The sequence below is a fragment of the Streptomyces sp. NPDC015220 genome (assembly GCF_043079345.1).
Classification (GTDB): domain Bacteria; phylum Actinomycetota; class Actinomycetes; order Streptomycetales; family Streptomycetaceae; genus Streptomyces.
In genome coordinates, this window is record NZ_JBIBUK010000014.1 from 176,975 (window position 1) to 202,081 (window position 25,107).

The following is a 25,107-nucleotide window of genomic DNA, read 5'->3' on the forward strand; positions in this document are numbered from 1 at the left end:
CGGCCGCTCGGCCGGTGCGCCGCGCTGTCCGTCGCCGGGGCTCCAGGAAGGCAGGTCGGTCACCGTGCTGCTGCGTCTGCCCACGACCGTGTCCGAAGCACAGGAGTGCGTCGCCGCGGGGGCGGTGCCGATAGGCGGGGCCACGCTGGTGTGGGCCGGCTGGCAGCGGGACGGCTTTCCCGAGCAGGCCGTGTCGCTGCGTGATCTGCCGGAGGCCAACGTGCTCGGTCCCGAGGAGCTGGGCGCGGCGGTCGTCCTGCACCGGATCGACGACCGGGTGCCCCAGGTGTTGCGCGAGGCGGCGGCCGGGGTGGGGACGGGCGCGGTGCGCCGCACGGCGACGGTCGGCGGCAACCTCGTCGGCAGCGCCCTGCGCTGTCTGCTGCCCGCCGCGCTGGTACTGGACGCCCGGGCCACGGTGCTGGGACCGGACGGCGTCCACGAGGCCGACCTGACCGAGGTGCTGGCCAAGCGTCCCGTCCTGCTGGATCTGCGCTGGCGCGCACCGGTCGCCAGCGCGTACCGCAAGCGGGCCGGTGCGGCGGGCGGCCCTCCGCCGCTGGTCGTCGCCGCCGCCGTGCACCGCGAGGACGGGACGCCGGCCGGTACGACGCACCGCCTCCGGGTCGCCGTGCGCGACGGGTACGAGGTCCTGGGCGGCAGCGCCCCCTGCGACGCCGACGCCGAAGGCGTCCTCCGCGCCCTGCGCCACTCGGCTTTCGGCACACTGCGCCCCACGGCCTGGGAGGAGGTCCACCGCCATGTCGCCGGCCTGCTGGACCGGATCACCGGGGGCGCCGACGCCGGGTGAGGACGCCGGGAAGGCCGGGGCGACGGGCGAGAGCGCCGGGGACACCGACGCCGGGTGAGGACGCCGGGAAGGCCGGGGCGACGGGCGAGAGCGCCGGGGACACCGACGGCCGGCGCGGACGCCGCGGTCGCCGCCGACACGGAGTGGGAGCGCCGCGGCGCCGGGTGCGGACGTCCGCCGCCCGCACCGCCCCCCTCGGCAGGACGACGTCGCCCCGCCGTCAGGCCAGGGACTTCTCCGACTCGACGACGATCCCGTAGAGGTCCGCGATCGTCGCGAGCGCGCTGTGGTGGATCTGCGAGGCGGTCAGTTCGGTGCCCACCGCCCGCAACGGCCGCGTCGCGCAGGCGTCGGCGACCACCGTGGGACGGTTGCCGCGCAGGAACGCGCCCTCCACGGTGAACGTGACGCACATGTGCGTCATGAACCCCGCCACGACCACGTCCGTGTTGCCGGCGGCGTCGACGTGCTCGCCCAGGTCGGTGCCGACGAACGCGTTGGGCGCCTGCTTGACGACGACGGGCTCGCCCTCGACCGGCGCCACGCTCGGGTGGATCCGGCCGATCTCGGACCTGATGTCGTACGGAGTGCCCGGGCCGCCGTCGTTGACGACGTGGATGACCTTGGCGCCGGCCTCCCTGGCCCTGCCCAGCAGCGCGGCGGCGGAGTCGAGCGCGGCCTGCCAGCCCTCCAGTTCCATCACACCGCCGACGTAGGTGTTCTGGTAGTCGACCAGGATCAGGGTCGAATCGGCGAGCGCGGCGGGTGTCTCGTCGAAGCCGTTCAGTTCGCGCAGTGTCGTCGTAGCCATGGGTCAACCACCTCGGGTCGGTTCCGGATCTCGTCGCCCGCACGCGCGGCGGGCCCCGTCCGGAAACCTACGGGCGACCCGGGAGTGTCGGCAATGACGTCTAACATGCAGATCCGGACATCACCGCCGCCGGACTGACGGAGGATCATGAGCACCGCCGAACGACTCGTCGTCGTCGTTCTCTTCGAGGACGTCGATCTGCTCGACATCACCGGCCCTCCGGAGGTGTTCTCCCTGCTGCGGCGCGAGACCGACGGCGCGGCGGGTTACGAAGTCCTCCTCGCCGCCGAGACGATGGCCCCCGTCACCACGTCCGCCGGGGTGCGCGTCCTGCCCGACGTCACCTTCCGGGAGGCGTCCACCCGCGGCATCGACACCCTGTTGGTGCCCGGCTCCGTCGAGGTCGACGACCGCGGTCGCGTACACGCCCTCGCCGACCCCGCGGTGGTCGACCGGGTGCGGACACTCGCCGGCCGGGCGCGCAGGGTGGCGTCCGTCTGCGTCGGGGCGCACATCCTGGCCGCCGCGGGGCTGCTCGACGGCAAGCGCGCCACCACCCACTGGTCGACCGCGCGACAACTCGCCGCCGAGCACCCGGCGGTGGAGGTCGATCCCGATCCCATCTTCATCCGCGAGGGCGCCGTGTGGACCGGCGCGGGCATCAGCGCCTGCCTCGACCTGTCGCTCGCCCTGGTCGCCGACGACTTCGGCGAGGGCGTCGCGCTGCGCGTCGCCCGGCAACTGGTGATGTACCTGAAACGGCCCAGCGGGCAGAGCCAGTTCAGCGTTCCCCTCGAACCCGTCTCCGCGACCCGGCGCGTCGAGGACCTCCGGCACCACATCACGGACAACCTCGGCGGTCGGCTCACCGTCGCGGACCTCGCCGAGCACGCCCACGTCAGCGAGCGGCAGCTCACCCGGATCTTCAAGTCCGAACTCGGCACGACGCCGAGCGCCTACATAGAGACCGCCCGCGTCGAACGGGCGCGCGGCCGGCTCGAGTCCACCGACGACACCCTCGAACGCGTCGCGTCCGTCTGCGGGTTCGGCACGACCGACACCCTCGTCCGGGCGTTCCGGCGCCGGCTCGGCACGACTCCGACGGAGTACCGGTCGCGGTTCCGCGCCGGCCGTGCCTGACCGCGGCGGCGCCTGGCCGGGGGCCCGGCCGGGGGCCCGATGCCGCGCTCACGGCATCGGGCCGCCGGCCTCAGGTGGACGCCTGGTCACTGTCCTTCAGCGCGCCCCAGCCGTGCCAGCGGTCGACCTCGATCCAGGCGCTGACCCGGGCGCGGACACGGTCCGGGTAGGGCCGGCCGGTGTAGTGGGTGGAGAGACGGTCGATGTCGGCCAGACCGTCGTCCGCGTGCATCCCGACGACCCGGCCGATGAGGGTGACGTGCGTGTACCAGTCGTCCCCGGCGAGGACGGTGAGGGTCACGCGCGGGTCGCGGCGCAGGTGACGCAGGCGGACCCGTCCCTCGTCCAGGCTGATCAGGACGCGTCCCTCCTCCCACAGGTACCAGGTGGGCGTGGAGACCGGCGCGCCGTCGGAGCGCAGGGTGGCCATCACGCACGGGTTGGGGCTGCGCAGCAGTTCCACGGCCTCGGGCGGCAGCGGGGGCTTGGACATCTGGTTCCTCCGGTTCACGAAAGGGCCCGGGCGCCGGTCGGGCGCCGGGGCCGATTCTGCCGGACGCGGCGTGGGCCGGGCCGTCCGGCCACGCCTGGTGGCCGTTGCTCATCGGGGCCGGCGGACGGCGGGGTCGCCGGTCGGCGCCGGCCGGATCGTGGTCAGAGGTTCAGGGTGATGGCGGCGCCGACGCCGCCGAGGCCCAGGGCGAAGGCGCCAGCGGCCCAGCCTCCCGAGGCCCAGCGGAAGAACCGGTCGACGGCCCATCGGCCGGGGCCGATGAGCGCGATGCCCAGGGCGACGGCGGAGATGCAGACGCTGTACTCCACACCGCCGTCCGTCTCCCACAGGCCGTGCGCCGCGGTGACGGTCACCATCGCGTTGATCATCATGCCGATCAGGGCCGCGGCGGCCAGCGGGGTGAGGAATCCCATCGCCAGTCCGAGGCCGCCGAGGGTTTCCGACAGACCGCCGATCGCGGCGAAGACCGCCCCCGGGCGGTAGCCCAGGGCCTCGAACGCCCTGCCGGTCGCCGCCAGGCCGCCGCCGCCGAAGAGGCCGAACAGCTTCTGGGCGCCATGTCCGGCCATCAGCAGTCCGAACGTCAGCCTGATGAGGAGGAGCCCCCAGTCGGCAGCCGACGACCTGGCCACGTCAGGGGGGTGTGCCGTCGGTCCTGCCATGACCGGCGGCTGGAACAGGATGTGTTTGACGACCATGTGAATGCTCCGGGAAGGAACGCCGGAACGGGTACGACCCCCAGCTCGGCGGGACACCGAGTCACCGGTCGGCGGCGGGCCTCGCGCGACGGCGCGGAGCACCTGCCGCCCATGACTCACGCTTCCGCAGCGGCGGCGACCGCGCACCCCGGGCGGGCCGGCCGGCCGTCGGGGCCGGTGCCGCGGCAGGCGGCGTCCGCCCGTGGAGGAGCGGCGTCCGGTGCCTGCTCTCCGGGGGTGCCCCCTGCTCGAAGAGCCCGCGCGCCGCACCCGCACGGAACGCCGGCGAGCCGATCGGCCTCCTGACGGGAATCGGCTCGAACAGATGGCCGGACGGCCCGGCCGGCGCACCGCCGACCGGCCACTCCGCCCGGCGCGGAACCCTGAGATCGCTGTACGCCGTCATCCGCGGCACCTCGCCCGGGAATCGCGCGGGAGGTGTTTCTCCAACGATTGTTTGCCTTATTCCCGAGCCGGGTCAAGTGCCGCCGACCGGAGCGTGCGCGGTCATCACCAGGGCGACCGCGCACCTCCGACCGGGCCGGACCCCCGGCCGCACCGCCGCCGCACTCGGCGTCCCGCCGGACCGAACCCGAGCCACGCCCGGGCCCGCCGAGCCGCCGCCGGCCGCGGTCCGCCCCGAGCGTCGCCATACGGGCGGGGCCGCGGCCGCCCCCTCGGCGTGCCGGAGCCGGACTCGGCTCAGCGCCCGCAGGCGGCGCCGAGCCCCGACGTGCCGTCGGCCCCGTCCACACCGCGCAGTTCGACGCAACACGAGCCCGGACGCGGGGCGAGCACCGCCATGGTCCGGTCGCTCCCCAGGCCACGCAGGCAGCCCGCCAGGAACGCCTGGTTGACGCCGCACACCAGTTCAGGGGCCTTGGCCGCCAGCGGGTGGAAGGGGCAGTTGCGCAACCGCAGCACCGTGGGTGCGGCACGCTCCGGCTCGAAACCGAACTCCTCGAGAATCCCCGCGGCCACGCTCAGCCCGCGCTCGGCGCCCAGCCGCCCGGGACGGATCCGCTCGCGCTCACCCGCTCCGAGGGCTTCCCCGCGCCGGAACGCGACACGGAACGCGGCCTCACGGGCCGACTCGTCCGCCGCTTCCGTCAGCACGGCTTCGGTGAGGACGTCGGCCAGCATGGCGTACCGGCGCTCCGGAATGCTGACGGCGACGGCATCGGCCGTCGGCTCGTACAGTTTGGGCTTGCGGCCGACCTTGCGGATGCCCGAGGGGGACTCGTAGTGGGCCTGGAGCAGTCCGGCCGCCACCAGCTTGTCCAGGTGGAAGGCCGCCAGCTTGCGGGAGATCCCGAGCGCGTCGGCCACTCCCTCGCGGGTGACCGGGTGCCGTTGCTGCCGGATGAACTCGAACATCCGGCGGCGAGGCTCGTCGCCGAGGACGGCCAGGGCGGTCAGCGAACCGTGGTCCAGTCCCATGCCACCATTGTATCGGCCACACATGTGGGTCGAAGGACCTCGCCCGCGCAGTCCCGCGCGTCGTCCCCCCGGTGGCCCCGCCGGTGGGAACCGCGCTCCGCGAAACGGGCTCCTCGGGTGGTTCGCGCCGGCTGCCACCAGGATGGAGCAGCCCCGTCAGCCACCCGAGCCGGACCGCGCGGCGGGGATCAGACGGTAGGAGCTCGCCAGCTCCCTCACCTCCACCGAGACCACGGCTCCGTCCGCGCCGCCCGCGGGCAGGTGCCTGGCCAGCAGTTCCAGGATCCTCTCGGACAGGTGCGCCTTCCGGGCCTCGGAACGTCCCGGCATGAGGCCGACCTCCACGTGCACGAAGACCCTCTCCTCGCCCAGCCGGTCACCGACATACGTCTCGGCCGGGCGGAGGAACGTCTTGCACACACCCGTCGAACCGGATTCCTCGAGCACGAGCGGGTGCAGCTCCTTGAGCAGGGCGACCCGGTCGAAGCCGTCGGTCAGTTCCGCGGAGTAGTCGATGGTGAGGTGCGGCATGCAGGACCTTTCACGCATTCTGGTTTTCCAAGGCAACCATTTTCACCCCATCCCGGTGCCCGCTCCGCCCCACCCCCGGCGCCGCGGCTCGGTCACCCTCGCGTCCGGTCCGGCGGGCGGCCACCTGGCGCCCGCGCCGGGCGCCGGACCGGGCGCCTGACCAGGCCCCTGAGCAGGCACCGGCGGGCGTCCTGACGCTGGATCGCGCGGCGCCACGGACGGCTGGATCCGGCCCAGGGGATCGGTCAGCGCGTCGAGGCGCCGGCCCCGCTGCCGCCCGGAGCGGGTACGGCCACTCCTCGGCCCCGGCCGGCCGGGCCGTTTCCGAACGAGAACGAGGCGGACGGTCCCGCCGCGCGTCTCCGCGCACCTCGGTGCGACTGCGCGCGGCGTCACTCGGTGCGGCGGCGCGCAGCGTACGGCGGCACGCACCGTCACCGGATGCCCGGCGACCGCCGGCCTGCCCGGCTCCGGCATCCCGGCCGTCTCTCCAAGCGACGGGTCCCTCCCTCGGACGGTTCGAGCGGCTCGCGCCGGGCCGGCCGCCGCCCCGGCCACATCGGTGGCCATGATCGGAGTATGCGCCGGAAACCTCCGGCGCGACAGTTCCCGGTGGCCGGTGCTGCCGGAAGAACCCGGCCCCGGCCCCGCTTCCACCGCGCCCACCACAGACCCGATCCGACGAACGGTCGGCACGGTGAGCCGCAACTTCCCCGCGGCGCGGTCGATTTGAGGGCGCGCCGGGTGACTGTGTCACCGGCGGACGGGTGAATCCGCGCCGCCGCGCGACTCGTTGCTCCGTGCGGCGGTACGGGACGACCTGTCCGGCGGTACTGAAGCGGGAGTGCGGGTACGCCGCCCGTGGCCGTCACGGCCGGCGTCCGGGTAGCCCAAATGCTGCGCTCCAGTGGCCGGGCCCGGATTTCCTGCCGAATGTGATCACGTCACCGCTGTGATCCAAGTGAGCCGGCGGAGTGCCGGCTCTCGCAGTGGCGACGGAAGGAACACCCATGCGCATCACTCGTAGTCTGTTCACCGCCGCAGCGATCGCCACGACCGTGGCACTCTCCGCTCCCGCTGCCGGCGCCATCAGCCTTGCCCCGCTGAGCTCCCCACAGGGAACGGTCGCCGACCGTGGCGGTTCGCACGAGGACCGTCAGGGTGGCGACTCGGAGGACAACGGCCGGGACGAGGGCAACTCGTCCAGGGGCGACAATTCCGACGACAACTCGTCCCGCGGTGGCGGCCGCGGCGGCGAGCGTGGTGAAGACCGCGGTGAAGAAGGTGGCTCGTCGCGGGGCGAGGGCCGCGGCGGGGAGAGGCCGCGCGGCGGCGTCCACGCCGGTGGCGGCGCGCTGGCCCTGAAGAAGAGCGAGGGCGGCGACCGTGGTGAGGACGGCGGCCGCGGCAGGGGCGGGGACGAGGGCGGCCGCGACGACGAGGGCGGCGGCCGCGGTGAGGACGGCGGCCGTGACAGGGGCGGGGACGAGGGCGGCCGCGACGACGAGGGCGGCTACTCCGGGCGCGGCGGCGACCGCGACGAGGACGGCGGTTCGTCGCGGGGCGAGGACCGTGGCGGGGAGAAGCCGCGCGGCGGCGTCCACGCCGGTGGCGGCGGTCTGGCGGATGCCGACAGCAGCCTGAGCCTGGGGGCCGCGCTGCTCCTCGGCGGGCTGGGAGCCGGAGCCTACGTCCTGCGCCGTCGCAAGGCGTCGAACGCCTCCGCCGCCTGACCGGCCACATCCCTCTCCACCGGCTGCCGCGCTGTCGCGGTCTCCGTCGCCCCGGGGTGACGGAAATCGCGACAGCGGCCTCCCACCGTCGGTGTGGCTCACCGTCACGCGTTCATGAAAGGCACCGCGCATGCCCCTCTCGCAGCCGCCTCCGACGGAGCAGCCCGCCGCACGGCCCCGCCGGAACAGTCTGGTGTGGGCGGCCGCGGCCGTGGGGCTGGGGGCTCTGCTCGTCAACCAGTCCCTGGGCAGCCCCGTCAAGAGCCTCGGCAACCCCAACCAGGCCCACCCACCGGCCTCCTCCGCCTCCGCCCCCGCTTCTCCCCCTTCCGACTCACCGCGTCCCACGGCCACCCCCGACGACGACGAGGCGCTGCCCCGGTCAGAGCCGACACGCATCTCCATCCCGGACATCGGCGTGGACGCGCCGTTCACGAAGCTGTCCCTCGGCCCGTCCGGGCAGCTCGAACCGCCCCCCGTGGGCGACAACAACCTGGTCGGCTGGTTCCAGGGCGGGGCGTCCCCCGGCGAGCGCGGCTCGTCGATCGTCGTGGGTCACGTCGACACCACCAGCGGACCGGCGGTCTTCGCGGAACTGGACTCGCTCGACACCGGGAAGTTCATCGACATCACCCGCGCCGACGGTGTCGTCGCCCGCTTCGAGGTCGACGCGGTCGAGACCTACAGCAAGGCCGCCTTCCCCGACGACAAGGTCTACGCCGACACTCCCAAGCCCGAACTGCGTCTGATCACGTGCGGGGGCACCTTCGACCGCACTTCCAGGGACTACAAGGACAACGTGGTCGTCTTCGCCCACCTGGAGTCGTCCCGGCCCGAGTGACGAGCGGCGGTCGCGACGGCACACGCCTTCCGGGCACGGCGTTCTCGGCTCCGCGTGCGGACCGGCGATCGGCGCCGGCCGTCGACGGCCGGCGCCGGCCACGGCCCGGCGTCCGCCCGCGCCGTCGCCGGCCGGAGCCGTCGGCGGTGGCCGCGGGCGCCGGCTCCGTTCCCGGGGCGCGAAGACCGTCCTCCCCCTGCCCGGCGCCCCCGGCGAAGGCGGTGACGAGCAGGGCCAGGGTGTGCGTCACCATGACCACGACGCCGCGCCCCGTGAAGTCGTGCCCCGCCGCGCCGAGCCCGACGAGCCCGACGAGCAGGTCGGAGCGGACGAACACCAGCCCGCCCCGGGTCCCGCGGCTGCCCAGCACCCGCGCGGTCAGGGCCATGGCGACCAGGACCGGGGCGTACCCGGCCACGGCGACGCCCATCACCGGCCCGAGCGCGGGGGCCAGGACGGCGACGGCGGCGGCCCAGGCGACGAGGTGCGCGGACGTCGCGCCAGGCGGCCGCGTACTCGTGGAAGGCGACCCGCAGCGGATTGTGGGTGCCGATGTTCTTCGTCAGGCCGTACACCACGCGCTCGCCCTCGGGTTCGAAGGTGCCGAGGAGCCGGTTCCAGACGATGAGGATGCCGCCGTGGTTGCGGTCCAGGTAGACGTCGTTGGAACCGTGGTGGACGCGGGCCGACTGATCAACTGGTTGGACCAACCTTTCCCGACACCCGCCGGGAACGCCCCGCGCCACGTCGTCGATGACGCCGGACGTCCCGCCCCGCCGTCCGGACGGCGGACGCGTCGCTCCCCGCGACGCGGTTCCCGTCGGTTCCGGGTGCCGCGCACCGCGGGCCGGGTTCGCGGACGCGCTAGGCTGCGGGCCGCGGCACGCGCACCTGCTCGGCCGCGCCGAGGGCGTCGCCCTGGACGGTCCCGGGCCGTGACCCGCGCCGCCCCGGGCCGCCGGATCAGCGACCGCCGCGCCCCGGCCCGGCGAGTCCGGCAGGAAGCCACCGGCCCCGACCGGTGGACGTACGCGCCCCGGTCGGGTCCCCGTACCCCGTGACGACGACAGCAGGAGCGACCGCGTGACCAGCCGAGTCCTACTCGTCTCCCCCGCGACGAGTGCGTCGTCGCGCCAGGCCCGCTTCGACGACGGCGGCTCGATCGACGACATAGGGGCCGCACGGGCCCGGGCGGCGGCCGGGTCGCTGCCCGTCGCGGTCCGGGTCCTCACCTCACCGGTCGCACGCTGCCGGGAGACGGCCGCGGCACTGGGCCTCGACGGCGTGCCGGCGCCCCGTCTGGCGGGACTCGACATGGGCCGCTGGCGGGGGCGCACCCTGGACGAGGTGGGAGCCGCCGAGCCGGAGGCGGTGGGCCGCTGGCTCACCGACCCCGGCTGCGCGCCCCATGGCGGTGAGTCCGTCCGGGACCTGTGCAAAAGGGTCGCGCGCTGGCTCGCCGACGCGCAGGCCGTGGCCGGCCGTACCCTCGCCGTGGTCGAGCCGGAGGTGGTACGGGCGGCGACCGTGAAAGCGCTGGACCTGCCCGTGGCGGCCTTCTGGCGTCTCGACGTGCCGCCGCTGACGGTGACGGAGCTCAGCGGCCGCTCCGGCCGGTGGAATCTGCGACTGGGGCGTCCGCCGGCAGCGCCGGACGCCGACTACTAGCTAGGGCCTGCTGCGAGAGTGGAGTTGTCGGACTGGACGTGCCCTGCGGCAGGTACCGTTTCATGTCAGGCTCTGGGGGACCGCTGCCCCTGGGGACCGTCAGTTGCAAACGGGAGGCTGCGCAGCGTCAGTGCGGCCGGTGGGGGCAGCGGTTCGTCGGCCGTGTCGGTACGGAACGACTGGAGCACATAGGCCACCAGGCGCCGGGACGCCGCACCATCATCCGGCAGGGCGGTCACCAGACCGCAGTGTGCCAACAGGACCACCGCTAGGTCGGAAGGGTGGAAATCGGCCCGCAGCGCGCCAGACGCCTGGGCCCTGCGTACCAGAGTCGTGAAGTCCCGCTCGGCTCGGTGCCGGTACTGCGCGTGTTCCGACGCGGTTTCCGGGAAGGCCGCGACGAACGCGGCCGGGAACCCGCGTTCCTCCCGTTGCAGAGCGCAGATCGTCTCGACCAGATGCTGGAAGCCCTGCCACGGGTCAGGGGCGGCCAGAGCCTCGGTGAGTGCCCGCGCGCAGGTCTCCATCTGCTGCGCGAACGCGCCTCTCACCAGGGCGTCCCGGGTCGGGAAATGCCGGTACAGCGTCGCCACGCCGACCCCGGCCCGTCGGGCCACGGTCGCCATCGGGGCGTCGATCCCGTGCTCCGCAAAGACCGCACGGGCGGCGACGAGGACGCGCTCCCGGTTGCGCCGGGCGTCCGCCCGCACTCCGCCCCGGGCTGTGATCCGAGAGGATTCCGCCATCACTGTCTCTCGCTTCCGGTCCAAGTGGACGATTGCGTCCACTTGAGAGCTTACGGTCGGTGCCAGATCCCTGTACGGCCCCCGGCGGCAAAGGCAGAACGATGAACGACCGCATGATGAAGGCAGTGCTCTACGACCGCTATGGCGGCCCCGATGTGCTCTACACGGGCCGCGTGCCACGCCTTGAGCCGGCCCCCGGGGAGATCCTTGTGAAGGTGCGCGCGTTCAGCGTCAACGGCGGCGAACTGGCAGCACGTGCCGGCCGTCTCCGCCTCCTGAGCGGCCGGAAATTCCCCAAGCGCGTCGGCTTGGACTTCACCGGCGAGGTCGCCGCACTGGGGGCCGGAGTCACACGGTTCGCGGCCGGCGACCGCGTATGGGGGGTCTTGGGCCGCACCTCCGGGTTCGGCAGCGCCGCCGAGTATGTGACCGTACCCGCTGAGCGGGTCGGCCGGCTCCCCGACGGCCTTGACCTGGTGGACGCCGCCGCGCTGCCGGTGGCCACCACGGCCATCACCGCGCTGCGGGACAAAGCCGGGCTGCGACCCGGCGAACGACTCCTCGTCCGGGGCGCGTCGGGCGGTGTCGGCAACGCCGCCGTCCAGCTCGGACGGGCGTACGGCGCCGAGGTCACGGCCCTGGCCCGTGCAGCCAACCTCGACTTCGTCCGCGGGCTCGGCGCGCACAAGGCCGTCGACCACCGGACCGTGCGGCCGGCGGAGTTGGGCCGCTTCGACGTGGTCGTGGACACCGCGGGGACCGACCTGCGGGCCTTCCGGCGCCTACTGAATCCGGGCGGGCGCATGGTCACCATCGCCTTCGACCTGAAACGGCCTGCGGCGTCGCTCGGCTACCTCGCGGCCAGCACGGTCCACGGACATGGCCGGGTGCGTTTCTTCAGCGGCAACCCCACGCGGGCGGACTTTGACGACCTCGCCCGCCATGTGGTCGAGGGCAAGCTGAGCCCTGCGGTGGACACGGTCTTCCCTCTGGAGGAGACAGCAGCGGCACACCGGGCGCTGGAGGCGGGTGGCGTCCAGGGCAAGTACGTGGTCAGGGTCGCGTAGGACGTCTGTGGAGGTTCTGATCACAGCCACTCGTTGATGGCGGCGATGAGGACGGTCGCCTCGTAGCGGACCGCCGGCTTGTCGTATCGCGTGGCGACGGCGCGGTGCCTCTTGAGGCGGTTGATCCCGCACTCGACCGCGTGCCGCTGTTTGTAGTCGTCCTTGTCGAACTTCGGCGGCCGGCCGCCACGCGATCCATTCCATGGTCCGTACTCGACGGGCACGTCCCGCCACGGAACTCCCGTCCGGACACGAAACCGTATGCCGTCGATCAGCGGCCGCCGAGGCCAGACGGGTGGCCGCCCCGTCCTGGCACCCTTCGGCAACACCGGCTCCAGCACCGCCCACTGCTCGTCCGTGAGATCTCCCCTACCCATAAGCGGTGATCATTCACAGCCCCGAGATCCACTTTCGGTACATGGCCGTCCGCCGGCAGCGCCGGACGCCGACTAGCGCCTCGACGGCCGACGTTCGCCCCGTCGCGACGCCCGGCACCTCTCCCCCGGACAGCGGGCCTCCATCCCCCGCACCGGCCGAACGCCCGGGTACGTCCGGTACGAGGACTTCCGGCCGGCACTCCCCCGCGCTCTTCGAGCCGTGGGACCCCGCGGCACGCACCGGTTCCCACCGCTCCCCGTGCCGTTTTGGTGGTGCCGTGCGCCTCGGTGTCCGGGATACGCCAGAGGGCCCCCCGGGTGGTTCCGGAGGGCCCTGTGTTCGTCCGGACGGGATCAGCGCGCGGCCGGAACCGCTCGCCCGGCCGCGGCGGACGCCGGCTCGGGGTTCAGCAGACGTTCGGCCAACTCACCGAAAGCCAGGCCGAATCCGCCCCACAGGACGGTCTGGATGGCCAGCGCGGAGAGCCGGAACCGCCAGAGCAGGGTGGCCGGGAAGTCCGCCGGCACCTCGTTGACGGCCGGCAGGAACCGGTAGGCCAGACCGATCACGACGGCGAACGCGGCCACCGCGACCACCGTCGCCCACCACGTGCCCAGACCGGGCGCCAGGCGCCTGCCCAGGATCGTGACGGCGACCGCCAGCAGGACGCCGAGCAGCATCATCAGGAAGTACAGGGCGGTCCGCCTGCCGATGGTGTCGGGTTCGCCGACCGACGGCGGGTTGGCCGGGTACTTCAGGAACGGCACGACGTACACCGCGAGCAGCGCGCAGCCCGACAGCAGCAGCGCCGTCGCGCGCGGACCGAACCGGCCCACGCGGCCCAGCGCGAAGCAGAAGGCGAGCGCGGCGATGCCGCCGAAGGAGACGCCGTAGACCAGGACGCCGGTGGCGAGGCCGGCGGTGGACTGCAGGGAGCGGGAGACGACTTCCGTCTCGTGCTCGTGGGAGTGGGCCTCCTCGAAGCCGATCGCCTTGTCGACGCTCGGCTCACCGAGGAAGTAGGCCACGACCAGGGCGAGCACACCGGCGGCGAGGCCGGCGAGCATGCCCCGCACGAGAAGGTTGCGTACGGTTGCGGAGTTCATGGGCGCGGTGGATCCCCCGGCGTCAGTGGCAGGGGAAGCCGAGCAGGTGGCGGCCGTCGTGCAGCCACTCGTGGACGTCCGTGCCGTTGAACACGGAGGTGGCGCCCTGCTCGGCGCCGACGAAGTACAGCAGGACCAGCATCAGGATGCCGAAGAAGACCGCCCAGGGGGCTATCGACTTCAGCGGCAGCTTGGCGGGAACGGCGGGGGCGGTGGCTGTCGGCTGGGCGACGGTCTGCGCCATGGCAGGACCTCCTCTGGGAGTTCGCGTCCCATCTCGGTGGTGCACAGGACGACGGCCACGGGTCTGACTCACGCGACGCCCCCGAAGAGGCGCCGCGCACACAGTGGCGCGACCGTGCCGGGTTTCCACCGGCTTCCGTCTCGCCGTCGTCGATATCGCACAGACGGTACCGCGTGACGCGCGCACGACCAAGACGGCCTGAGCAGCCGAGGCTCCCGCTCGCTGCTCGCGGGCGTCGGCCGCGCGCCTACCCGGACACGGCCTGGCCGACCAGGACGATGTTCAGGACGCTGACCGCGGCGCAGACGGCCACCGCGCATCCGGTCGTCACTCCTCGATTGACCAACGGGCCCATCAGCGAGCGCCGGGCGGTGAACCACAGCAGTGGTGCGAGGGCCAGGGGAATGCCGAAGGAGAGCACGATCTGGCTGAACACCAGTGCCCGAGTGGGGGCGACTCCCGTCGCCAGCACGGCCAGTGGCGGTGCCATCGTCAGCAGCCGGCGGACGAGCAGGGGCACCTGCCGGTGCAGGAAGCCGCGCATGATCACCTGTCCGGCGAACGTCCCCACGCCGGCCGAGGCCAGGCCCGAGGCGAGGAGGGCCAGCGCGAAGGCGAGGGCCGCGCCGGGGCCGAGTGCGAGCCGCAGACCGTCGTGGAAGTCCTCGAGGCCCTCACCGTGGCTGCCGGAGCGGTGCAGCGTCGCGGAGGCGAGGGTGAGCATGCCCGCGTTCACCAGGCCGGCCAGCCCGAGGGCGGCGACGAGGGAGGTCCGGTGCGCCCGCAGTGCGCTTCGCTTTCCCGCCAGTGAGGTCGCGCCGGGCAGCTTGCCGAGAAAGGACTGCAGGTAGATGACGTGTGGCATGACGGTGGCGCCGATGATGCCGGTGGCCAGCAACAGGCTCTGCGTCCCGGCCAGTTCGGGTCGCATCCCGGTCAGGGCACCGCGCCATGAACCGGCCCGTACGGACTGGTAGAGGAAGCCGAGCACGAGCACCAGCAGGAGCAGCGCGGTGACGGTCTCGAAACGGCGCCGGCCTTCGGGGGCCACGGCGAGCAGGAGGAGGGACAGCGCGGCGACCAGGACGGCGGCGGGCAGGAGCGGTATCCCGAACAGCAGGCGCAGTGCCACCGCCCCGCCGACGAACTCGGCCAGGTCGGTCGCCATGGCCACCAGTTCCGCCTGCACCCACAGGCCGTAGGCGACCGGCCGTGGCGTGTGTTCGCGGCACAGTTCGGGAAGGTCCTTGCCGGTGGCGACGCCCACCTTGCAGGCGAGGTACTGCACGAAGATCGCCACCAGGCCGGCCAGGGCTGTCACCCACAGCAGCAGCGGTCCGTAGCGGCTGCCGGCGGTCATGTTGGTGGCGAAGTTCCCCGGATCCACGTAGGCGACGGAGACCACCACCGCCGGTCCGAGCATGGCCAGGCCGACGCGGGCGCGGCCCGTGCTCCGCGGCGGGGCGGGTGGCCCGGGGCGGTGCCCGCCGGTGGGGTCCTCCGGTCGGCCGGTGGGGTGCTCCGGCGCGTCCGGGACCGGTCGTCCGCCGGTGTCCGGTCGCAGGGTGCCCGAAGGGGGGTGCCGGTAGGACCGTGGATCGAGCATCATGGCCGGCTCCTGTCGCTGCTGGGCGGCCGGTCCTGCCGACGCCCCGGCCCCGCTCGTGCCGGGCGCCGGGACAGTGCCGTGCGGTAGCCGACGGCGGCCAGCAGCACGGGCGCGATCAGGCGCTGCGGCCAGTCGCCCAGGACCAGGAGGGTGGCCGCCGCGGTGAGGTGAAGGCAGAGCAGCAGGACGCGTGCGGGCGACGGGCGGGCGCGGTTCCGTGCCGCTGCCGGGGCGGGGACTGCCATGATCACTCCTCCGGTGCGCGGAGCGGGGGGTGCCGATGTGCCCGCCGTCGGGGTGCGGCGGGCGGCAGGACCCGCCGCCTGGCGGGCCCTGCCGGCTGGCCTCATTCGTCCGGGGTCAGCGCGTCCTTGATCTTGCCCTTGATGCCGGTCTCGGTCCCCAGGACGGGGCCCTTGGGCTTGCCCTGGCTGCCGTCGTAGGTGGCGAAGAGCCTGGGGTCGGGCGCGGGCGCCATGCCGATGTCCCCGAGCGGCTGCGGCGTCTGGAGCAGGCTCAGTTCGTGTTCGCCGTCGGGTGCGGGGCCACTGGCCCACAGCCCCTGGCCCGATTCGGCGCCGTCCGAGAGGTGCCAGAGGGTCTGCGCGTGCTCCCGGTACTCCTCGTCCTCCAGTCCGCCGGGGACGACGACGCCCTCCAGTCCGTCCTCGCGGAGCTGCTCGATGGCGGCCAGCCACTGGTTCTGGTGCACGGTGTCCCGGGCGAGGTTGAACTTGAGCATGTCCCTGACGCCGGGGTCGTCGGTCATGTTGTACAGCCGCGCGGTCTGCAGCCGGCTCTGCGCCTCGGCGGCGACGTTGGCGTAGAAGTCGGCCAGCAGGTTGCCGCTGGCGATGGCGTAGCGGCCGTTCCACGGGTAGCCGTTGCTGTCGGCGGGCAGGGCCGCGCCGCCGGCGATGATGGCCTGCTGGGGGTCCATGCCGCCCATGACCGCCCCGATGGCCGGGTCACTGACGGCCGTCTTGGTGGTGGCGGTCGCCGGCGCGCCCTCCAGGAGCCTGGCCACCATGGTGGCCAGCATCTCCACGTGGCCGATCTCCTCGGTGGCGATGTCCATGATCAGGTCCTTGTACTTGCCCTTGATCCGGGCGCTCCAGCCCTGGAACAGGTACTGCATCATCACCGACATCTCGCCGTAGGCCCCGCCGACGAGTTCCTGGAGCTTGTGCGCGTAGACGGGGTCGGGCTTCTCCGGCTTGGCCTCGAACTGCAGACGTTGCGTGTGGGAGAACATCGTCGCTCCTGTGGGGTTCGCGGTCCGGCCCTGAGGCGGTCGGCGCCGGCGCTCAGGCGGCCGGGATTCATGAGCCGACGCTAGGCGGCACCCGTCACCTGAACGTCCCCGCCGGCCTACCGGGCGGGGTGGGACCGTGTGATCGCCGCGCCGGACCGGCTGCGTGGCGCGGACGGTCCACCGGTGCGAGCCCGGCCGGCCGGCGTCCGCGCCGCGCCGGTCCACCGGGAGGAGCCCGGGGTGACACGACGGTGACGGCGTCCCCGCGAAGCGGCGCGGCGACCGGGCCGGGCTGCCGGGCGCCCGTCACGGTGGCGGCCGTTTGACGGGTTTCGGACCCGGTTACCTGGCTTGCAGCAGTCGTACGACACACGAGGTGCGCGGTGATGCCTCCAGAGACCCACAGCTCCCGAGCCGTGACACACGGCTCCCCTGCACACCGGTCCCCTGCCGTGTCCCTGCGGGTGCTGGGCGGCTTCGAACTGCGGATCGACTGGCATGCGGTGTACCTGCCGCCCGCGGCGCAGCGGCTGCTGGTCTGCCTCGCCCTGCACGCGCACGGCGTCCCGCGCGAGCACGCGGCGGAGCTGCTGTGGCCGGATCTTCCCCTCGCCCGGGCGGGCGCCAGCCTCCGCTCCACCCTGTGGAGGATCTCCCGGCGCAGCGATCGGCGCTTGGTGGACCTGCGAGCGGCACGGCTGGCCATCTCCGACCAGGTGGACGTCGATCTGCACGCCGCCACCGGCTACGCCGCCGCACTGGCCAACGGTTGCGCGAGGGACGCGCCGAGCACGGAGGTTCCGGCGCTGCTCCGCGAGGAGTTCCTGCCCAGCTGGTACGACGACTGGCTCACGGACACGCGCGAGCACTTCCACCAGACCCGGCTGTACGCGCTGGAAGCCGTCAGCCGCCACCATCGCCGTCACGGCCGCATGTGGGCGGCCATGATGTACGCCATGGCGGCCGTCGAGGCCGAACCCCTGCGGGAGAGCGCGCACCGCGAGATCACCGCGACACATCTCGCGGAAGGGAACGCCGCCGAGGCGCTGCGGCACTTCGAGTGCTACCGCCGGCGGCTGCGCAGCGAACTCGGCCTGTGCCCCTCCACGGACTACCGCCGTCTCCTGGCGCCGTATCTGGGGCGCGTGTCGGGCATCCGGCAGCGATGACCCGTCCCCGGCCCGCGGGGCCGGCGGCCCCGGCGCGGCGGACGGCGGGAGCCCCGCACCGGCGGCGCACACGGTCCCGGCGCACCGCGCGACACCGGCGTCCGGGTGCGCGGCCAGGCAGTGGACGGCGTCGCGTTCGCACGGGGCCGGGGGCCGAGTGGGGCGACGGACTCCTCGACGACCTCGCCCGCGAACGCCCGTTCCCGGTCCGCGGGGGAATTCACCCTTGATTTCGCCGCCCGCTTGACCGATAACACTGTCGTCGGACCGCGGACCGAGCCGGGTGCGGTGGTCCCGTGCGGGACACGCGTCCGTTCGGACTCCGCACAGGGCGCACATCCGTTCGGACTGGCAGACCGGCTCTATCGGTCAGGCGCACCGGCCGGGTCCTCGCGGACGACAGGCGACCCGTCCCCGTTCGACGGCAGGGGAAGACGTAGATGTCACAACGAAGTGACCTTCAGCGCCACCGGGCCAGGCTGGAGAACGAGTGGTCCCGTCTGGTTCCGCGACTGAGGAGCTCGGGGGCGGCGCCGGGCGGCGCGGAGGCGTTGCGCCACGAGGTGACCCAGTCCTGGGCACGCTCGCTCAGCAGTGTGGACCCCGGCCGGGACAGCGCTCCGGTCACCGACGGCGGCACCGTGCGCCACCGCTGGTCCGACTCGCCGCTGCGCCGGCCGATCGACGATCTCACGGACGAGCTGCGCAGCATCGCCGACGACGCCGGGTTCGTGACCGCCGTCACCGACGAGTCCGGGACGATCCTTTGGACATGCGGCGGCCGGGCCATGCGCAGCCGGGCCGAGAAGGTCAACTTCGCGCCCGGCGGCCGGTGGGACGAGCAGGCCATGGGCACCAACGCCCTCTCCCTCGCCCTGCGCACCGGACGCCCCAGCTCCGTCTTCTCCGCCGAGCACCTGGTGAGCGTGCTGCACGGATGGGTCTGCTACTGCGCCCCCGTGCACGGCCCGGACGGACGCGTCCTGGGCGTGCTGGACATGTCCACCACCTGGGACCGTTCGAACCCCCTGGCCATGTCCACCGTGCGCTCGCTGGCGTCGGCCATCGAGGCCCGGCTCCGCGCCGAGCCGCCCCGCCGGGCCCCCGACACCCCGGATCCCGTGCGTCTGATCTGCCTGGGCGCCGACCGGGCCGTGCGCGCGGGCCGGTCCTTCCCCCTGCGGCCGAGGCAGGTGGAGATCCTGACCCTCCTCGCACTCGAACCGGACGGTTTCTCACCGGGACGTCTCCGCGCGGCCCTGTACGGCGACCGGCCCGTCGGCTCCTCCACGTTCAAGGCGGAGATCTCCCATCTGCGCCGGGCCCTCGGGGGCGGTGTCGCCACCCGCCGCTACGCCCTGACCGTCCCCGTCTCCTGCGACGCCGTGGACGTACTGCGGGCGCTGGAGACCGGTGACGCGGAGACCGCCCTGCGTCTGTACCGCGGCCCGCTGCTTCCCCGCTCCACCGCGCCGGGCATCGAGGAGTGGCGCAGTCGGCTGGAAGTGACCGCCCGCGAGGCGGTGCTGTCGAGCACCCGTCCGGAGCACGCCCTCCGTTACGGCGAACGCGCCCCGTACGACGCGGAGGTGCACGAGCACGCGCTGCGCCTGCTCGGGCAGGGCGACACGCGCCGCGCCATCGCCGCCGGGCGGCTGGCGTCGGCGCTGCGCGAGTGACGTCGAGCCCGCCGCGCGGCGCCGAGGCAGGCCGCGGGACGTCAAGGCCGGACGGCGCGGCGCCGAAACGGGCCACCGGTCGTCCACGGGCCCGTCGGAGCCGGCCCCTCCCCAAAGCTCCCGGCCGCGACGGAGGACTGCCCCGCGTCGTCGCGGCCGCACGGCGGGCACGGTCCGCCGCCCCCGAGGGCGCCGCGGAGCCCGCGCCAACCCGGCGCCAACCTCCGTGGCCCACAGTGGGCGCCGACGCGGCGGCACGGGCCGTCGCGGCACCGCACTCGCCACCCCTTTCGAGGAGAGCCGCCATGGTGTACGCCCAGCCGGGGACCGAAGGCAGCATCATCGACTTCGCCCGCCGTTACGACAACTTCATCGGCGGCGACTGGGTCGCCCCCGTGGAGGGCCGCTACTTCGACAACCCGTCCCCGGTGGACGGCAGGGTCTTCTGCGAGGTCGCCCGCTCCTCCGCCGCCGACGTCGAACTCGCGCTGGACGCCGCCCACGCCGCGGCCGACCGGTGGGGCCGTGCCTCCGCCGCCGAACGGGCCACCGTCCTCAACAGGATCGCGGACCGCATCGAGGAGAACCTGGAGAGGATCGCCGTCGCCGAGACCTGGGAGAACGGCAAGCCGGTCCGGGAGACCCTGAACGTCGACATCCCCCTCGCCGTCGACCACTTCCGCTACTTCGCCGGCGTGGTGCGCGGCCAGGAGGGAAGCATCGGTCAGATCGACGAGGACACCGTCGCGTACCACTTCCACGAGCCCCTCGGCGTGGTCGGCCAGATCATCCCGTGGAACTTCCCGATCCTGATGGCGGCCTGGAAGCTCGCCCCCGCCCTGGCCGCCGGCAACTGCGTGGTCATCAAGCCGGCCGAGCAGACCCCGGTCAGCCTGTTGAAGGTCGTCGAGCTGATCGCCGACCTGCTTCCGCCGGGCGTCCTCAACGTGGTCAACGGCTTCGGCGTCGAGGCCGGCAAGCCGCTCGCCTCGAACCCGCGCATCGCCAAGATCGCGTTCACGGGTGAGACCACCACCGGCCGGCTGATCATGCAGTACGCCTCCGAGAACATCATCCCGGTCACCCTGGAACTGGGCGGCAAGAGCCCGAACATCTTCCTGCCGGACGTCATGGCCGCCGACGACGCCTACCTGGACAAGGCCGTCGAGGGCTTCGTGATGTTCGCGGTGAACCAGGGTGAGGTGTGCACCTGCCCGTCCCGGGCCCTGATCGCCTCCTCCATCTACGACGAGTTCATGTCCCGCGCCCTGGAACGCACCCGGGCCGTCAGGGGCGGCGACCCGCTCGACCCGCAGACCATGATCGGCGCCCAGGCCAGCAACGACCAGTACGAGAAGATCCTTTCCTACATCGACATCGGCAGGCAGGAGGGCGCCGAACTCCTCACCGGCGGCAAGCCGCGCGGCGTGCAAGGACTGGAGGGCGGCTTCTACATCGAGCCGACCGTCTTCAAGGGCACCAACGACATGCGGATCTTCCAGGAGGAGATCTTCGGTCCGGTCGTCTCGGTCACCACCTTCGACTCCCCCGAAGAGGCCGTCAAGATCGCCAACGACACCCTCTACGGCCTCGGCGCCGGCGTCTGGTCCCGCAACGGCAACCTCGCCTACCGCCTCGGCCGCGAGATCAAGGCCGGCCGGGTGTGGACCAACTGCTACCACGCCTATCCGGCGCACGCCGCCTTCGGCGGATACAAGAATTCCGGCATCGGCCGAGAGACCCACAAGATGATGCTCGACCACTACCAGCAGACGAAGAATCTTCTGGTGTCGTACTCGCCGAAGAAGCTGGGCTTCTTCTAGACACATGCGAAAAGGCGCCTGACCTGGGTTTTCACCCGTCAGGCGCCCTTCGTGCAACCCGTTCTGGACCGGGCCCGGCTTGCGTGCTAACTCCCAATTCCTCCCACGACTGCACCCCTCCTGACCAGTGCTTCCGGACCAGTCACGGACCAAACCCCCGGTTCAGCCCTCGGGTACGTCACCCTGACTGACGCGCTGCCACTCGTTCATGGACTGCTCGATGAGACGGTTCGCCTGCTCTCGAAGGCCGTCAAGGAACTTGGCGTAGTGGCGAAAGAGAACCTCGATGCTCTGGCCGGCGCGGCGGGCGCACTCAGCGTTGTCCCGTAACTGCTGCTCACAGGTGAGATGATCTTGGTGTGGCTGGTGTGATCACGGCGTCGGAGCCCTCCTGGATAGCCCCGTTCACCGGGCTGAGTCCGCGGCAGTTCGGCAAGCTCGTCACCGCGCTGCGGCGCGAGAGTGCGGACCCGGTGCGCAGGGGCCGGCCGTGGAGCCTGCCGCTGGAAGACCGCGTGCTGCTGGTCGCCGCGTACTGGCGGACCAACCTCACCCTGCGCCAACTGGCCCCGCTGTTCGGGGTGTCCAAGTCCGCGGTCGACCGCATCATCGACCACCTCGCACCCTCGCTCGCCCTGCAGCAGCGCAAGCGGTTCCGCAAGGACACAGTGCTGATCGTGGACGGGACCCTGGTCCCCACCCGCGACCACCAGATGGCCGAGCAGTCGAAGAACTACCGGTACTCCACCAACCACCAGGTCGTGATCGACGCTGACACCCGGCTCGTCGTCGCCGTCGGCCGGCCGGTACCCGGCAACCGCAACGACTGCAAGGCGTGGGAGCTGTCCGGCGCCAAGGACGCCGTCGGCAAGACCACCGTCATCGCCGACGGCGGCTACCGGGGCACCGGCCTGGTCATCCCACACCGCCGCGAGCCAGGCCAGGCCGACCTCCTCGGCTGGAAAGAGGAGCACAATGCCTCCCACCGCAAAGTCCGCGCCCGCGTCGAGCACGCCTTCGCCCGCATGAAGACCTGGAAGATCCTCCGCGACTGCCGCCTGAGAGGCGACGGCGTTCACCACGCCATGCTCGGCATCGCCCGCCTGCACAACCTCACCCTTGCCGAGTAACGGCGAGACAAGCAGGTCAGCGGACACGTCGTAGATCATTTACGGGACAACGCTTAGCCTGACTGCGTCCGGCTATGACTGCACCACCGGCGCCTAGGACAGCTCCGCCGAACGCCGCTCCCGCAGCGATCAAGCCGAGCAGGAACTCGCTGTTCACACGCCCTCCAACTCGTCACGAAAGCTACCACGGATGACCATGCTGATCATTTGGGTTTCGGGCAGATGCGCCTTACCTCAGTAATCAGGCGACGTCGAATGCGTGCTGAACCGGCGAACGCTCTCGGTATCACGCTTCGGCACGGCGAGGTCGCCGAAGATCAAGTGTGGTCGAGGCGCCAGTTGTCCGACGGGGTAGAAGCCCGTGATGTGATAGCGGACCTGGTTGTGCCACATTTTTGAGATCTTGGTCGCCAAGTTAGCGCAAGGAGGCTAGATCGGGCGCGCGACGTGGACCTGGGCCGCCAGCCTGTCTACTCCAGCAGCTCTGCTTGGATCCGGTCCCAGCTCGGCCGCGGGCTGTCGACCGGGTGCACGATGGTGAGGAGGCGGCCTTCGAGGAACACGTCGAGCCGGTCGGCCGCCGGAGCGGCCAGTCCACGACGCTGGGCCCGGTGGTCCAGCGGCACTCGCTCTCCCAGGACGCCGAGCAGCACCTCATGGTGTGCCGGGCCGACAGCATCGCCGCGGATCCACCGGCCGCGCACCTCGACGCCGGAGAAGGTGCCGAGTGTGTCCTCACGTCCGAAGGACCGGTTCATCGCGGCCTCGACCACCGGTTCGGCCCGTCTGACCGCCGTCCCAACGTGGGCCCCGGCTCCATCGGCCGGACCCTCGTCACTGGACCCAGGCACGTCATCAGGCCAGGTCAGGAGAGGTTCCTCCGACTCCATGCCCGCTCGGCGACGAGGATCGGGCCGGGGAACACGGAATCGCCAGGGAGTTGCGCTGCCTGGCGCGTCGATCCACTCGGTCCTGAGCCCGGCCATAGCCGGGGAGCCGTCGGGCAGGAAGATGTCGACGTAGACGCCGCCCGTGCCGAGCCAGACCCAGCTCATGAAGTAGGCGTGATCGTCGTGATCGACGGACCACTGCGCGAGCTTCTCCAAGCGTGTCTTCTGCGGCTGGGTGCCTTTGCCGGCCGGGAACATCTGCTCGTGGTCGCGGCGGCGGCCCCGCGCCTCTCCGGCGAGCGGACCGGCGGCCAGGTCGTACAGCAGATCCGGCCGCACACCCTTCTTGGTATAGGTGCCGACTAGTTTCCCAGGCAGGACGTCGAAGCTGCTGAGACCGTTGGCTCCAGGCTCCCAGTCGAAAAGGGCCTCGCTGACAGCGGTCATCACCCCGAGCCCGGTGCACTCGCTGACAAAGCGGCGGATGTGGAGGGAGCTGGAGTCGAGGGCGGGGCAGTCGACCCCGAGCGGACCAGTACCCGGGCTGCCGACGATATAGCTGAGCAGGAGGCTGATCTCGTGGTCGCGCACACGCTGATCGACCGTCTTGCGCAGGTCGCAGGCAAGGGCGTTGATGTTGACCACGGCAGCCAACGACACTGGCAGAGAGCCCTGCCCGATCTCAACGGCCTGGACAGCCTCAGCGCCGGCCATTCCCTTCTCAACCGTGAAACGCCACACTCGGGCGCGCACCGAACTCATGAGGGAAGCCTATGGCCGCTCTCCGACAGTGCGGACCACTCCGGCTCCGCAGGGCCCTTCAACACGCGGGCCAAGGGGCCAATCCCGGCAGCCGCAGACTCAATTGAACGGCGAAAAAGATGACTTCACCGCCAACGGGGACGAACTGACTGATACAACAAGGCACTAGCTCCGTACTTCGCGGGTCACTCTTTTGCACAGCCTCAGAGCTTGATCACGGTCCTCAGGTGATCGTGCTTCGGCGGGTTCTGCAACTCGGACCGCTGCGCTGATCGGAGGCTGACCCGCTGCGATCTGTTGATCTTCCCGAATGGATGACCTGCGGAGAACGGATCTAGCGCCGGGCTGGGCCGACACCCGCTCGACCTTCCAACGGCATCGAGCGCCGGGGCACCCGTCCACCAATGGCACTACCCGCAGTACGCCCTCACTCAGCAGTCGTAGCTCTTGAGCGTCTTCGAGGCACCGGTGGCCGACTTCAGGTAGTCGTTCTCCGACTTCAGGCTCTCGTTCTCCGCCGTCGACTCCGCCAACTGCACGACCAGTCCGGCAGCCATGGACAGGAGCCCCTCGTGCTTCGTCTGGAGCTCCTCGTGCTCTTCCTGAAGCCCCTTGTACTTCCAGGCGAGGACCCCGATGGTGGTGGCGGCCAGAACGCTGGCGCCGGCCTTAACCACGACCCTGGCTTTGCCGAACTTACCTCCGGCTGGCCCGGCACCGTCCTTGCCGATGCAAACGTGGCCCGTCTGGTGCGAGTGCTGTTGAGCCTCGCCGAGATGGTCACTCTGATACGAGCACGATCCGCATTGGTAATGGGTCATCAGTCGTTCCTCTCCCCCAGGGAGATGAGCTTGCCACAGGTCACGTGCCTCCGACGACCACTTGGTCATCCTCCGTACGCCCACCGACACTGAGGGAAGGACGCGCCCTTACGGGCGTGTGCGCCCGCTGGTTGTGGGCTATGCCGTCAACGCTCCCAGGAGGGCCCCTGGCGCGCCACGGGTAGCTCGTTCAGGTCTCTGGCCAGCGGGGATGCGTCGATTCCAGGCCGAGGAGGTCGAG

24 protein-coding genes, 1 pseudogene and 1 riboswitch are annotated in these 25,107 nt (G+C 72.2%); of the genes and pseudogenes, 10 read left to right on the forward strand and 15 right to left on the reverse strand.

Going from position 1 to position 25,107, the window contains the following annotated elements; genetic code table 11:
• Positions 1 to 64 precede the first annotated feature (64 nt).
• A complete protein-coding gene (locus tag ACF061_RS25730; protein ID WP_392269328.1) occupies positions 65 to 811 on the forward strand; it encodes an FAD binding domain-containing protein in 747 nt (248 codons plus the stop codon).
• A 220-nt stretch (positions 812 to 1,031) separates the two neighbouring features.
• Here ACF061_RS25730 and ACF061_RS25735 read toward each other — a convergent pair whose 3' ends face one another.
• Positions 1,032 to 1,622 (reverse strand): cysteine hydrolase family protein, encoded by a 591-nt coding sequence (locus ACF061_RS25735; protein WP_392269329.1) that lies wholly within the window; start codon positions 1,620 to 1,622, stop codon positions 1,032 to 1,034.
• Between the two features lie 147 nt (positions 1,623 to 1,769).
• On the opposite strand from ACF061_RS25735, the gene ACF061_RS25740 reads away from it, so the two are divergent.
• Positions 1,770 to 2,762, forward strand: a complete 993-nt coding sequence (locus ACF061_RS25740; protein WP_392269330.1) for a GlxA family transcriptional regulator — start codon at positions 1,770 to 1,772, stop codon at positions 2,760 to 2,762.
• A 70-nt stretch (positions 2,763 to 2,832) separates the two neighbouring features.
• On the opposite strand, the gene ACF061_RS25745 is transcribed toward ACF061_RS25740, so the two are convergent.
• The 4 genes from ACF061_RS25745 to ACF061_RS25760 all read right to left on the reverse strand — a co-directional run bounded on the left by ACF061_RS25745 (position 2,833) and on the right by ACF061_RS25760 (position 5,945).
• The gene (locus ACF061_RS25745; protein ID WP_392269331.1) at positions 2,833 to 3,255 is read right to left on the reverse strand and encodes a PPOX class F420-dependent oxidoreductase; all 423 of its coding nucleotides are present in this window, start codon (positions 3,253 to 3,255) and stop codon (positions 2,833 to 2,835) included.
• 161 nt (positions 3,256 to 3,416) lie between these two features.
• Positions 3,417 to 3,938 (reverse strand): DoxX family protein, encoded by a 522-nt coding sequence (locus ACF061_RS25750; RefSeq protein ID WP_392269361.1) that lies wholly within the window; start codon positions 3,936 to 3,938, stop codon positions 3,417 to 3,419.
• Positions 3,939 to 4,676: 738 nt separating this feature from the next.
• Positions 4,677 to 5,414, reverse strand: coding sequence for a helix-turn-helix transcriptional regulator (locus ACF061_RS25755; protein ID WP_392269332.1), 738 nt, complete (start codon positions 5,412 to 5,414; stop codon positions 4,677 to 4,679).
• A 156-nt stretch (positions 5,415 to 5,570) separates the two neighbouring features.
• Entirely contained in the window at positions 5,571 to 5,945 is a 375-nt protein-coding gene (locus ACF061_RS25760; protein ID WP_392269333.1) for a 5-carboxymethyl-2-hydroxymuconate Delta-isomerase, read from the reverse strand.
• 1,010 nt (positions 5,946 to 6,955) lie between these two features.
• Here ACF061_RS25760 and ACF061_RS25765 point away from each other — a divergent pair.
• From ACF061_RS25765 to ACF061_RS25775, 3 genes are all read left to right on the forward strand, one after another.
• Complete coding sequence (locus ACF061_RS25765; protein WP_392269334.1) at positions 6,956 to 7,678, forward strand: hypothetical protein; 723 nt, start codon at positions 6,956 to 6,958, stop codon at positions 7,676 to 7,678.
• Positions 7,679 to 7,808: 130 nt separating this feature from the next.
• A complete protein-coding gene (locus tag ACF061_RS25770; RefSeq protein ID WP_392269335.1) occupies positions 7,809 to 8,519 on the forward strand; it encodes a class F sortase in 711 nt (236 codons plus the stop codon).
• Positions 8,520 to 9,602: 1,083 nt separating this feature from the next.
• Complete coding sequence (locus ACF061_RS25775) at positions 9,603 to 10,187, forward strand: histidine phosphatase family protein (protein WP_392269336.1); 585 nt, start codon at positions 9,603 to 9,605, stop codon at positions 10,185 to 10,187.
• Positions 10,188 to 10,252: 65 nt separating this feature from the next.
• Here the strand turns inward: ACF061_RS25775 and ACF061_RS25780 are convergent, their stop codons facing one another.
• Positions 10,253 to 10,933 (reverse strand): TetR/AcrR family transcriptional regulator, encoded by a 681-nt coding sequence (locus ACF061_RS25780; protein ID WP_392269337.1) that lies wholly within the window; start codon positions 10,931 to 10,933, stop codon positions 10,253 to 10,255.
• Positions 10,934 to 11,034: 101 nt separating this feature from the next.
• Here ACF061_RS25780 and ACF061_RS25785 point away from each other — a divergent pair, with 101 nt between their 5' ends.
• Positions 11,035 to 12,000 (forward strand): NAD(P)-dependent alcohol dehydrogenase, encoded by a 966-nt coding sequence (locus tag ACF061_RS25785; RefSeq protein WP_392269338.1) that lies wholly within the window; start codon positions 11,035 to 11,037, stop codon positions 11,998 to 12,000.
• A 20-nt stretch (positions 12,001 to 12,020) separates the two neighbouring features.
• Here ACF061_RS25785 and ACF061_RS25790 read toward each other — a convergent pair whose 3' ends face one another.
• The 7 genes and pseudogenes from ACF061_RS25790 to ACF061_RS25820 form a co-directional block, all read right to left on the reverse strand.
• Positions 12,021 to 12,224 carry a hypothetical protein gene (locus ACF061_RS25790; protein WP_392269364.1) on the reverse strand — a complete coding sequence of 68 codons (204 nt, stop codon included), beginning with the start codon at positions 12,222 to 12,224 and terminating at the stop codon, positions 12,021 to 12,023.
• Positions 12,201 to 12,377, reverse strand: a pseudogene (locus tag ACF061_RS25795) (transposase); the annotation flags it as partial. The gene ACF061_RS25790 and the pseudogene ACF061_RS25795, both read right to left, overlap by 24 nt.
• A 354-nt stretch (positions 12,378 to 12,731) precedes the next feature.
• Positions 12,732 to 13,484 (reverse strand): CbtA family protein, encoded by a 753-nt coding sequence (locus tag ACF061_RS25800; RefSeq protein WP_392269339.1) that lies wholly within the window; start codon positions 13,482 to 13,484, stop codon positions 12,732 to 12,734.
• Between the two features lie 22 nt (positions 13,485 to 13,506).
• Positions 13,507 to 13,728 carry a CbtB-domain containing protein gene (locus ACF061_RS25805; protein WP_392269340.1) on the reverse strand — a complete coding sequence of 74 codons (222 nt, stop codon included), beginning with the start codon at positions 13,726 to 13,728 and terminating at the stop codon, positions 13,507 to 13,509.
• 61 nt (positions 13,729 to 13,789) lie between these two features.
• A riboswitch (cobalamin riboswitch) is annotated at positions 13,790 to 13,865 on the reverse strand.
• A 110-nt stretch (positions 13,866 to 13,975) separates the two neighbouring features.
• Positions 13,976 to 15,337, reverse strand: coding sequence for an Nramp family divalent metal transporter (locus tag ACF061_RS25810; protein WP_392269341.1), 1,362 nt, complete (start codon positions 15,335 to 15,337; stop codon positions 13,976 to 13,978).
• Positions 15,334 to 15,582 carry a hypothetical protein gene (locus ACF061_RS25815; protein WP_392269342.1) on the reverse strand — a complete coding sequence of 83 codons (249 nt, stop codon included), beginning with the start codon at positions 15,580 to 15,582 and terminating at the stop codon, positions 15,334 to 15,336. The genes ACF061_RS25810 and ACF061_RS25815 overlap by 4 nt, the downstream gene beginning before the upstream one ends.
• 101 nt (positions 15,583 to 15,683) lie before the next feature.
• The gene (locus ACF061_RS25820) at positions 15,684 to 16,592 is read right to left on the reverse strand and encodes a manganese catalase family protein (RefSeq protein WP_392269343.1); all 909 of its coding nucleotides are present in this window, start codon (positions 16,590 to 16,592) and stop codon (positions 15,684 to 15,686) included.
• Between the two features lie 452 nt (positions 16,593 to 17,044).
• On the opposite strand from ACF061_RS25820, the gene ACF061_RS25825 reads away from it, so the two are divergent.
• From ACF061_RS25825 to ACF061_RS25840, 4 genes are all read left to right on the forward strand, one after another.
• Positions 17,045 to 17,761 (forward strand): BTAD domain-containing putative transcriptional regulator, encoded by a 717-nt coding sequence (locus ACF061_RS25825; protein WP_392269344.1) that lies wholly within the window; start codon positions 17,045 to 17,047, stop codon positions 17,759 to 17,761.
• Between the two features lie 440 nt (positions 17,762 to 18,201).
• Complete coding sequence (locus ACF061_RS25830; RefSeq protein WP_392269345.1) at positions 18,202 to 19,440, forward strand: GAF domain-containing protein; 1,239 nt, start codon at positions 18,202 to 18,204, stop codon at positions 19,438 to 19,440.
• 305 nt (positions 19,441 to 19,745) lie between these two features.
• Positions 19,746 to 21,263 carry an aldehyde dehydrogenase family protein gene (locus tag ACF061_RS25835; protein WP_392269346.1) on the forward strand — a complete coding sequence of 506 codons (1,518 nt, stop codon included), beginning with the start codon at positions 19,746 to 19,748 and terminating at the stop codon, positions 21,261 to 21,263.
• Positions 21,264 to 21,622: 359 nt separating this feature from the next.
• Positions 21,623 to 22,393 (forward strand): transposase, encoded by a 771-nt coding sequence (locus ACF061_RS25840; protein ID WP_392269347.1) that lies wholly within the window; start codon positions 21,623 to 21,625, stop codon positions 22,391 to 22,393.
• 470 nt (positions 22,394 to 22,863) lie between these two features.
• Here ACF061_RS25840 and ACF061_RS25845 read toward each other — a convergent pair whose 3' ends face one another.
• Both ACF061_RS25845 and ACF061_RS25850 read right to left on the reverse strand, forming a co-directional pair.
• Entirely contained in the window at positions 22,864 to 24,045 is a 1,182-nt protein-coding gene (locus ACF061_RS25845) for a hypothetical protein (RefSeq protein ID WP_392269348.1), read from the reverse strand.
• Between the two features lie 431 nt (positions 24,046 to 24,476).
• Positions 24,477 to 24,722, reverse strand: coding sequence for a hypothetical protein (locus ACF061_RS25850; protein ID WP_385427153.1), 246 nt, complete (start codon positions 24,720 to 24,722; stop codon positions 24,477 to 24,479).
• Between the last annotated feature and the right edge of the window lie 385 nt (positions 24,723 to 25,107).

Excerpts from the sequence above, each read along its gene's own strand:
- ACF061_RS25800 (WP_392269339.1), bottom strand. The coding sequence starts at position 13,484 with ATGAACTCCGCAACCGTACGCAACCTTCTCGTGCGGGGCATGCTCGCC.
- ACF061_RS25820 (WP_392269343.1), bottom strand. The coding sequence starts at position 16,592 with ATGTTCTCCCACACGCAACGTCTGCAGTTCGAGGCCAAGCCGGAGAAG.
- ACF061_RS25745 (WP_392269331.1), bottom strand. The coding sequence starts at position 3,255 with ATGTCCAAGCCCCCGCTGCCGCCCGAGGCCGTGGAACTGCTGCGCAGC.
- ACF061_RS25765 (WP_392269334.1), top strand. The coding sequence starts at position 6,956 with ATGCGCATCACTCGTAGTCTGTTCACCGCCGCAGCGATCGCCACGACC.
- ACF061_RS25785 (WP_392269338.1), top strand. The coding sequence starts at position 11,035 with ATGAACGACCGCATGATGAAGGCAGTGCTCTACGACCGCTATGGCGGC.
- ACF061_RS25750 (WP_392269361.1), bottom strand. The coding sequence starts at position 3,938 with ATGGCAGGACCGACGGCACACCCCCCTGACGTGGCCAGGTCGTCGGCT.
- ACF061_RS25810 (WP_392269341.1), bottom strand. The coding sequence starts at position 15,337 with ATGATGCTCGATCCACGGTCCTACCGGCACCCCCCTTCGGGCACCCTG.
- ACF061_RS25735 (WP_392269329.1), bottom strand. The coding sequence starts at position 1,622 with ATGGCTACGACGACACTGCGCGAACTGAACGGCTTCGACGAGACACCC.
- ACF061_RS25805 (WP_392269340.1), bottom strand. The coding sequence starts at position 13,728 with ATGGCGCAGACCGTCGCCCAGCCGACAGCCACCGCCCCCGCCGTTCCC.
- ACF061_RS25830 (WP_392269345.1), top strand. The coding sequence starts at position 18,202 with ATGTCACAACGAAGTGACCTTCAGCGCCACCGGGCCAGGCTGGAGAAC.
- ACF061_RS25760 (WP_392269333.1), bottom strand. The coding sequence starts at position 5,945 with ATGCCGCACCTCACCATCGACTACTCCGCGGAACTGACCGACGGCTTC.
- ACF061_RS25740 (WP_392269330.1), top strand. The coding sequence starts at position 1,770 with ATGAGCACCGCCGAACGACTCGTCGTCGTCGTTCTCTTCGAGGACGTC.
- ACF061_RS25845 (WP_392269348.1), bottom strand. The coding sequence starts at position 24,045 with ATGAGTTCGGTGCGCGCCCGAGTGTGGCGTTTCACGGTTGAGAAGGGA.
- ACF061_RS25780 (WP_392269337.1), bottom strand. The coding sequence starts at position 10,933 with ATGGCGGAATCCTCTCGGATCACAGCCCGGGGCGGAGTGCGGGCGGAC.
- ACF061_RS25835 (WP_392269346.1), top strand. The coding sequence starts at position 19,746 with ATGGTGTACGCCCAGCCGGGGACCGAAGGCAGCATCATCGACTTCGCC.
- ACF061_RS25755 (WP_392269332.1), bottom strand. The coding sequence starts at position 5,414 with ATGGGACTGGACCACGGTTCGCTGACCGCCCTGGCCGTCCTCGGCGAC.
- ACF061_RS25815 (WP_392269342.1), bottom strand. The coding sequence starts at position 15,582 with ATGGCAGTCCCCGCCCCGGCAGCGGCACGGAACCGCGCCCGCCCGTCG.
- ACF061_RS25770 (WP_392269335.1), top strand. The coding sequence starts at position 7,809 with ATGCCCCTCTCGCAGCCGCCTCCGACGGAGCAGCCCGCCGCACGGCCC.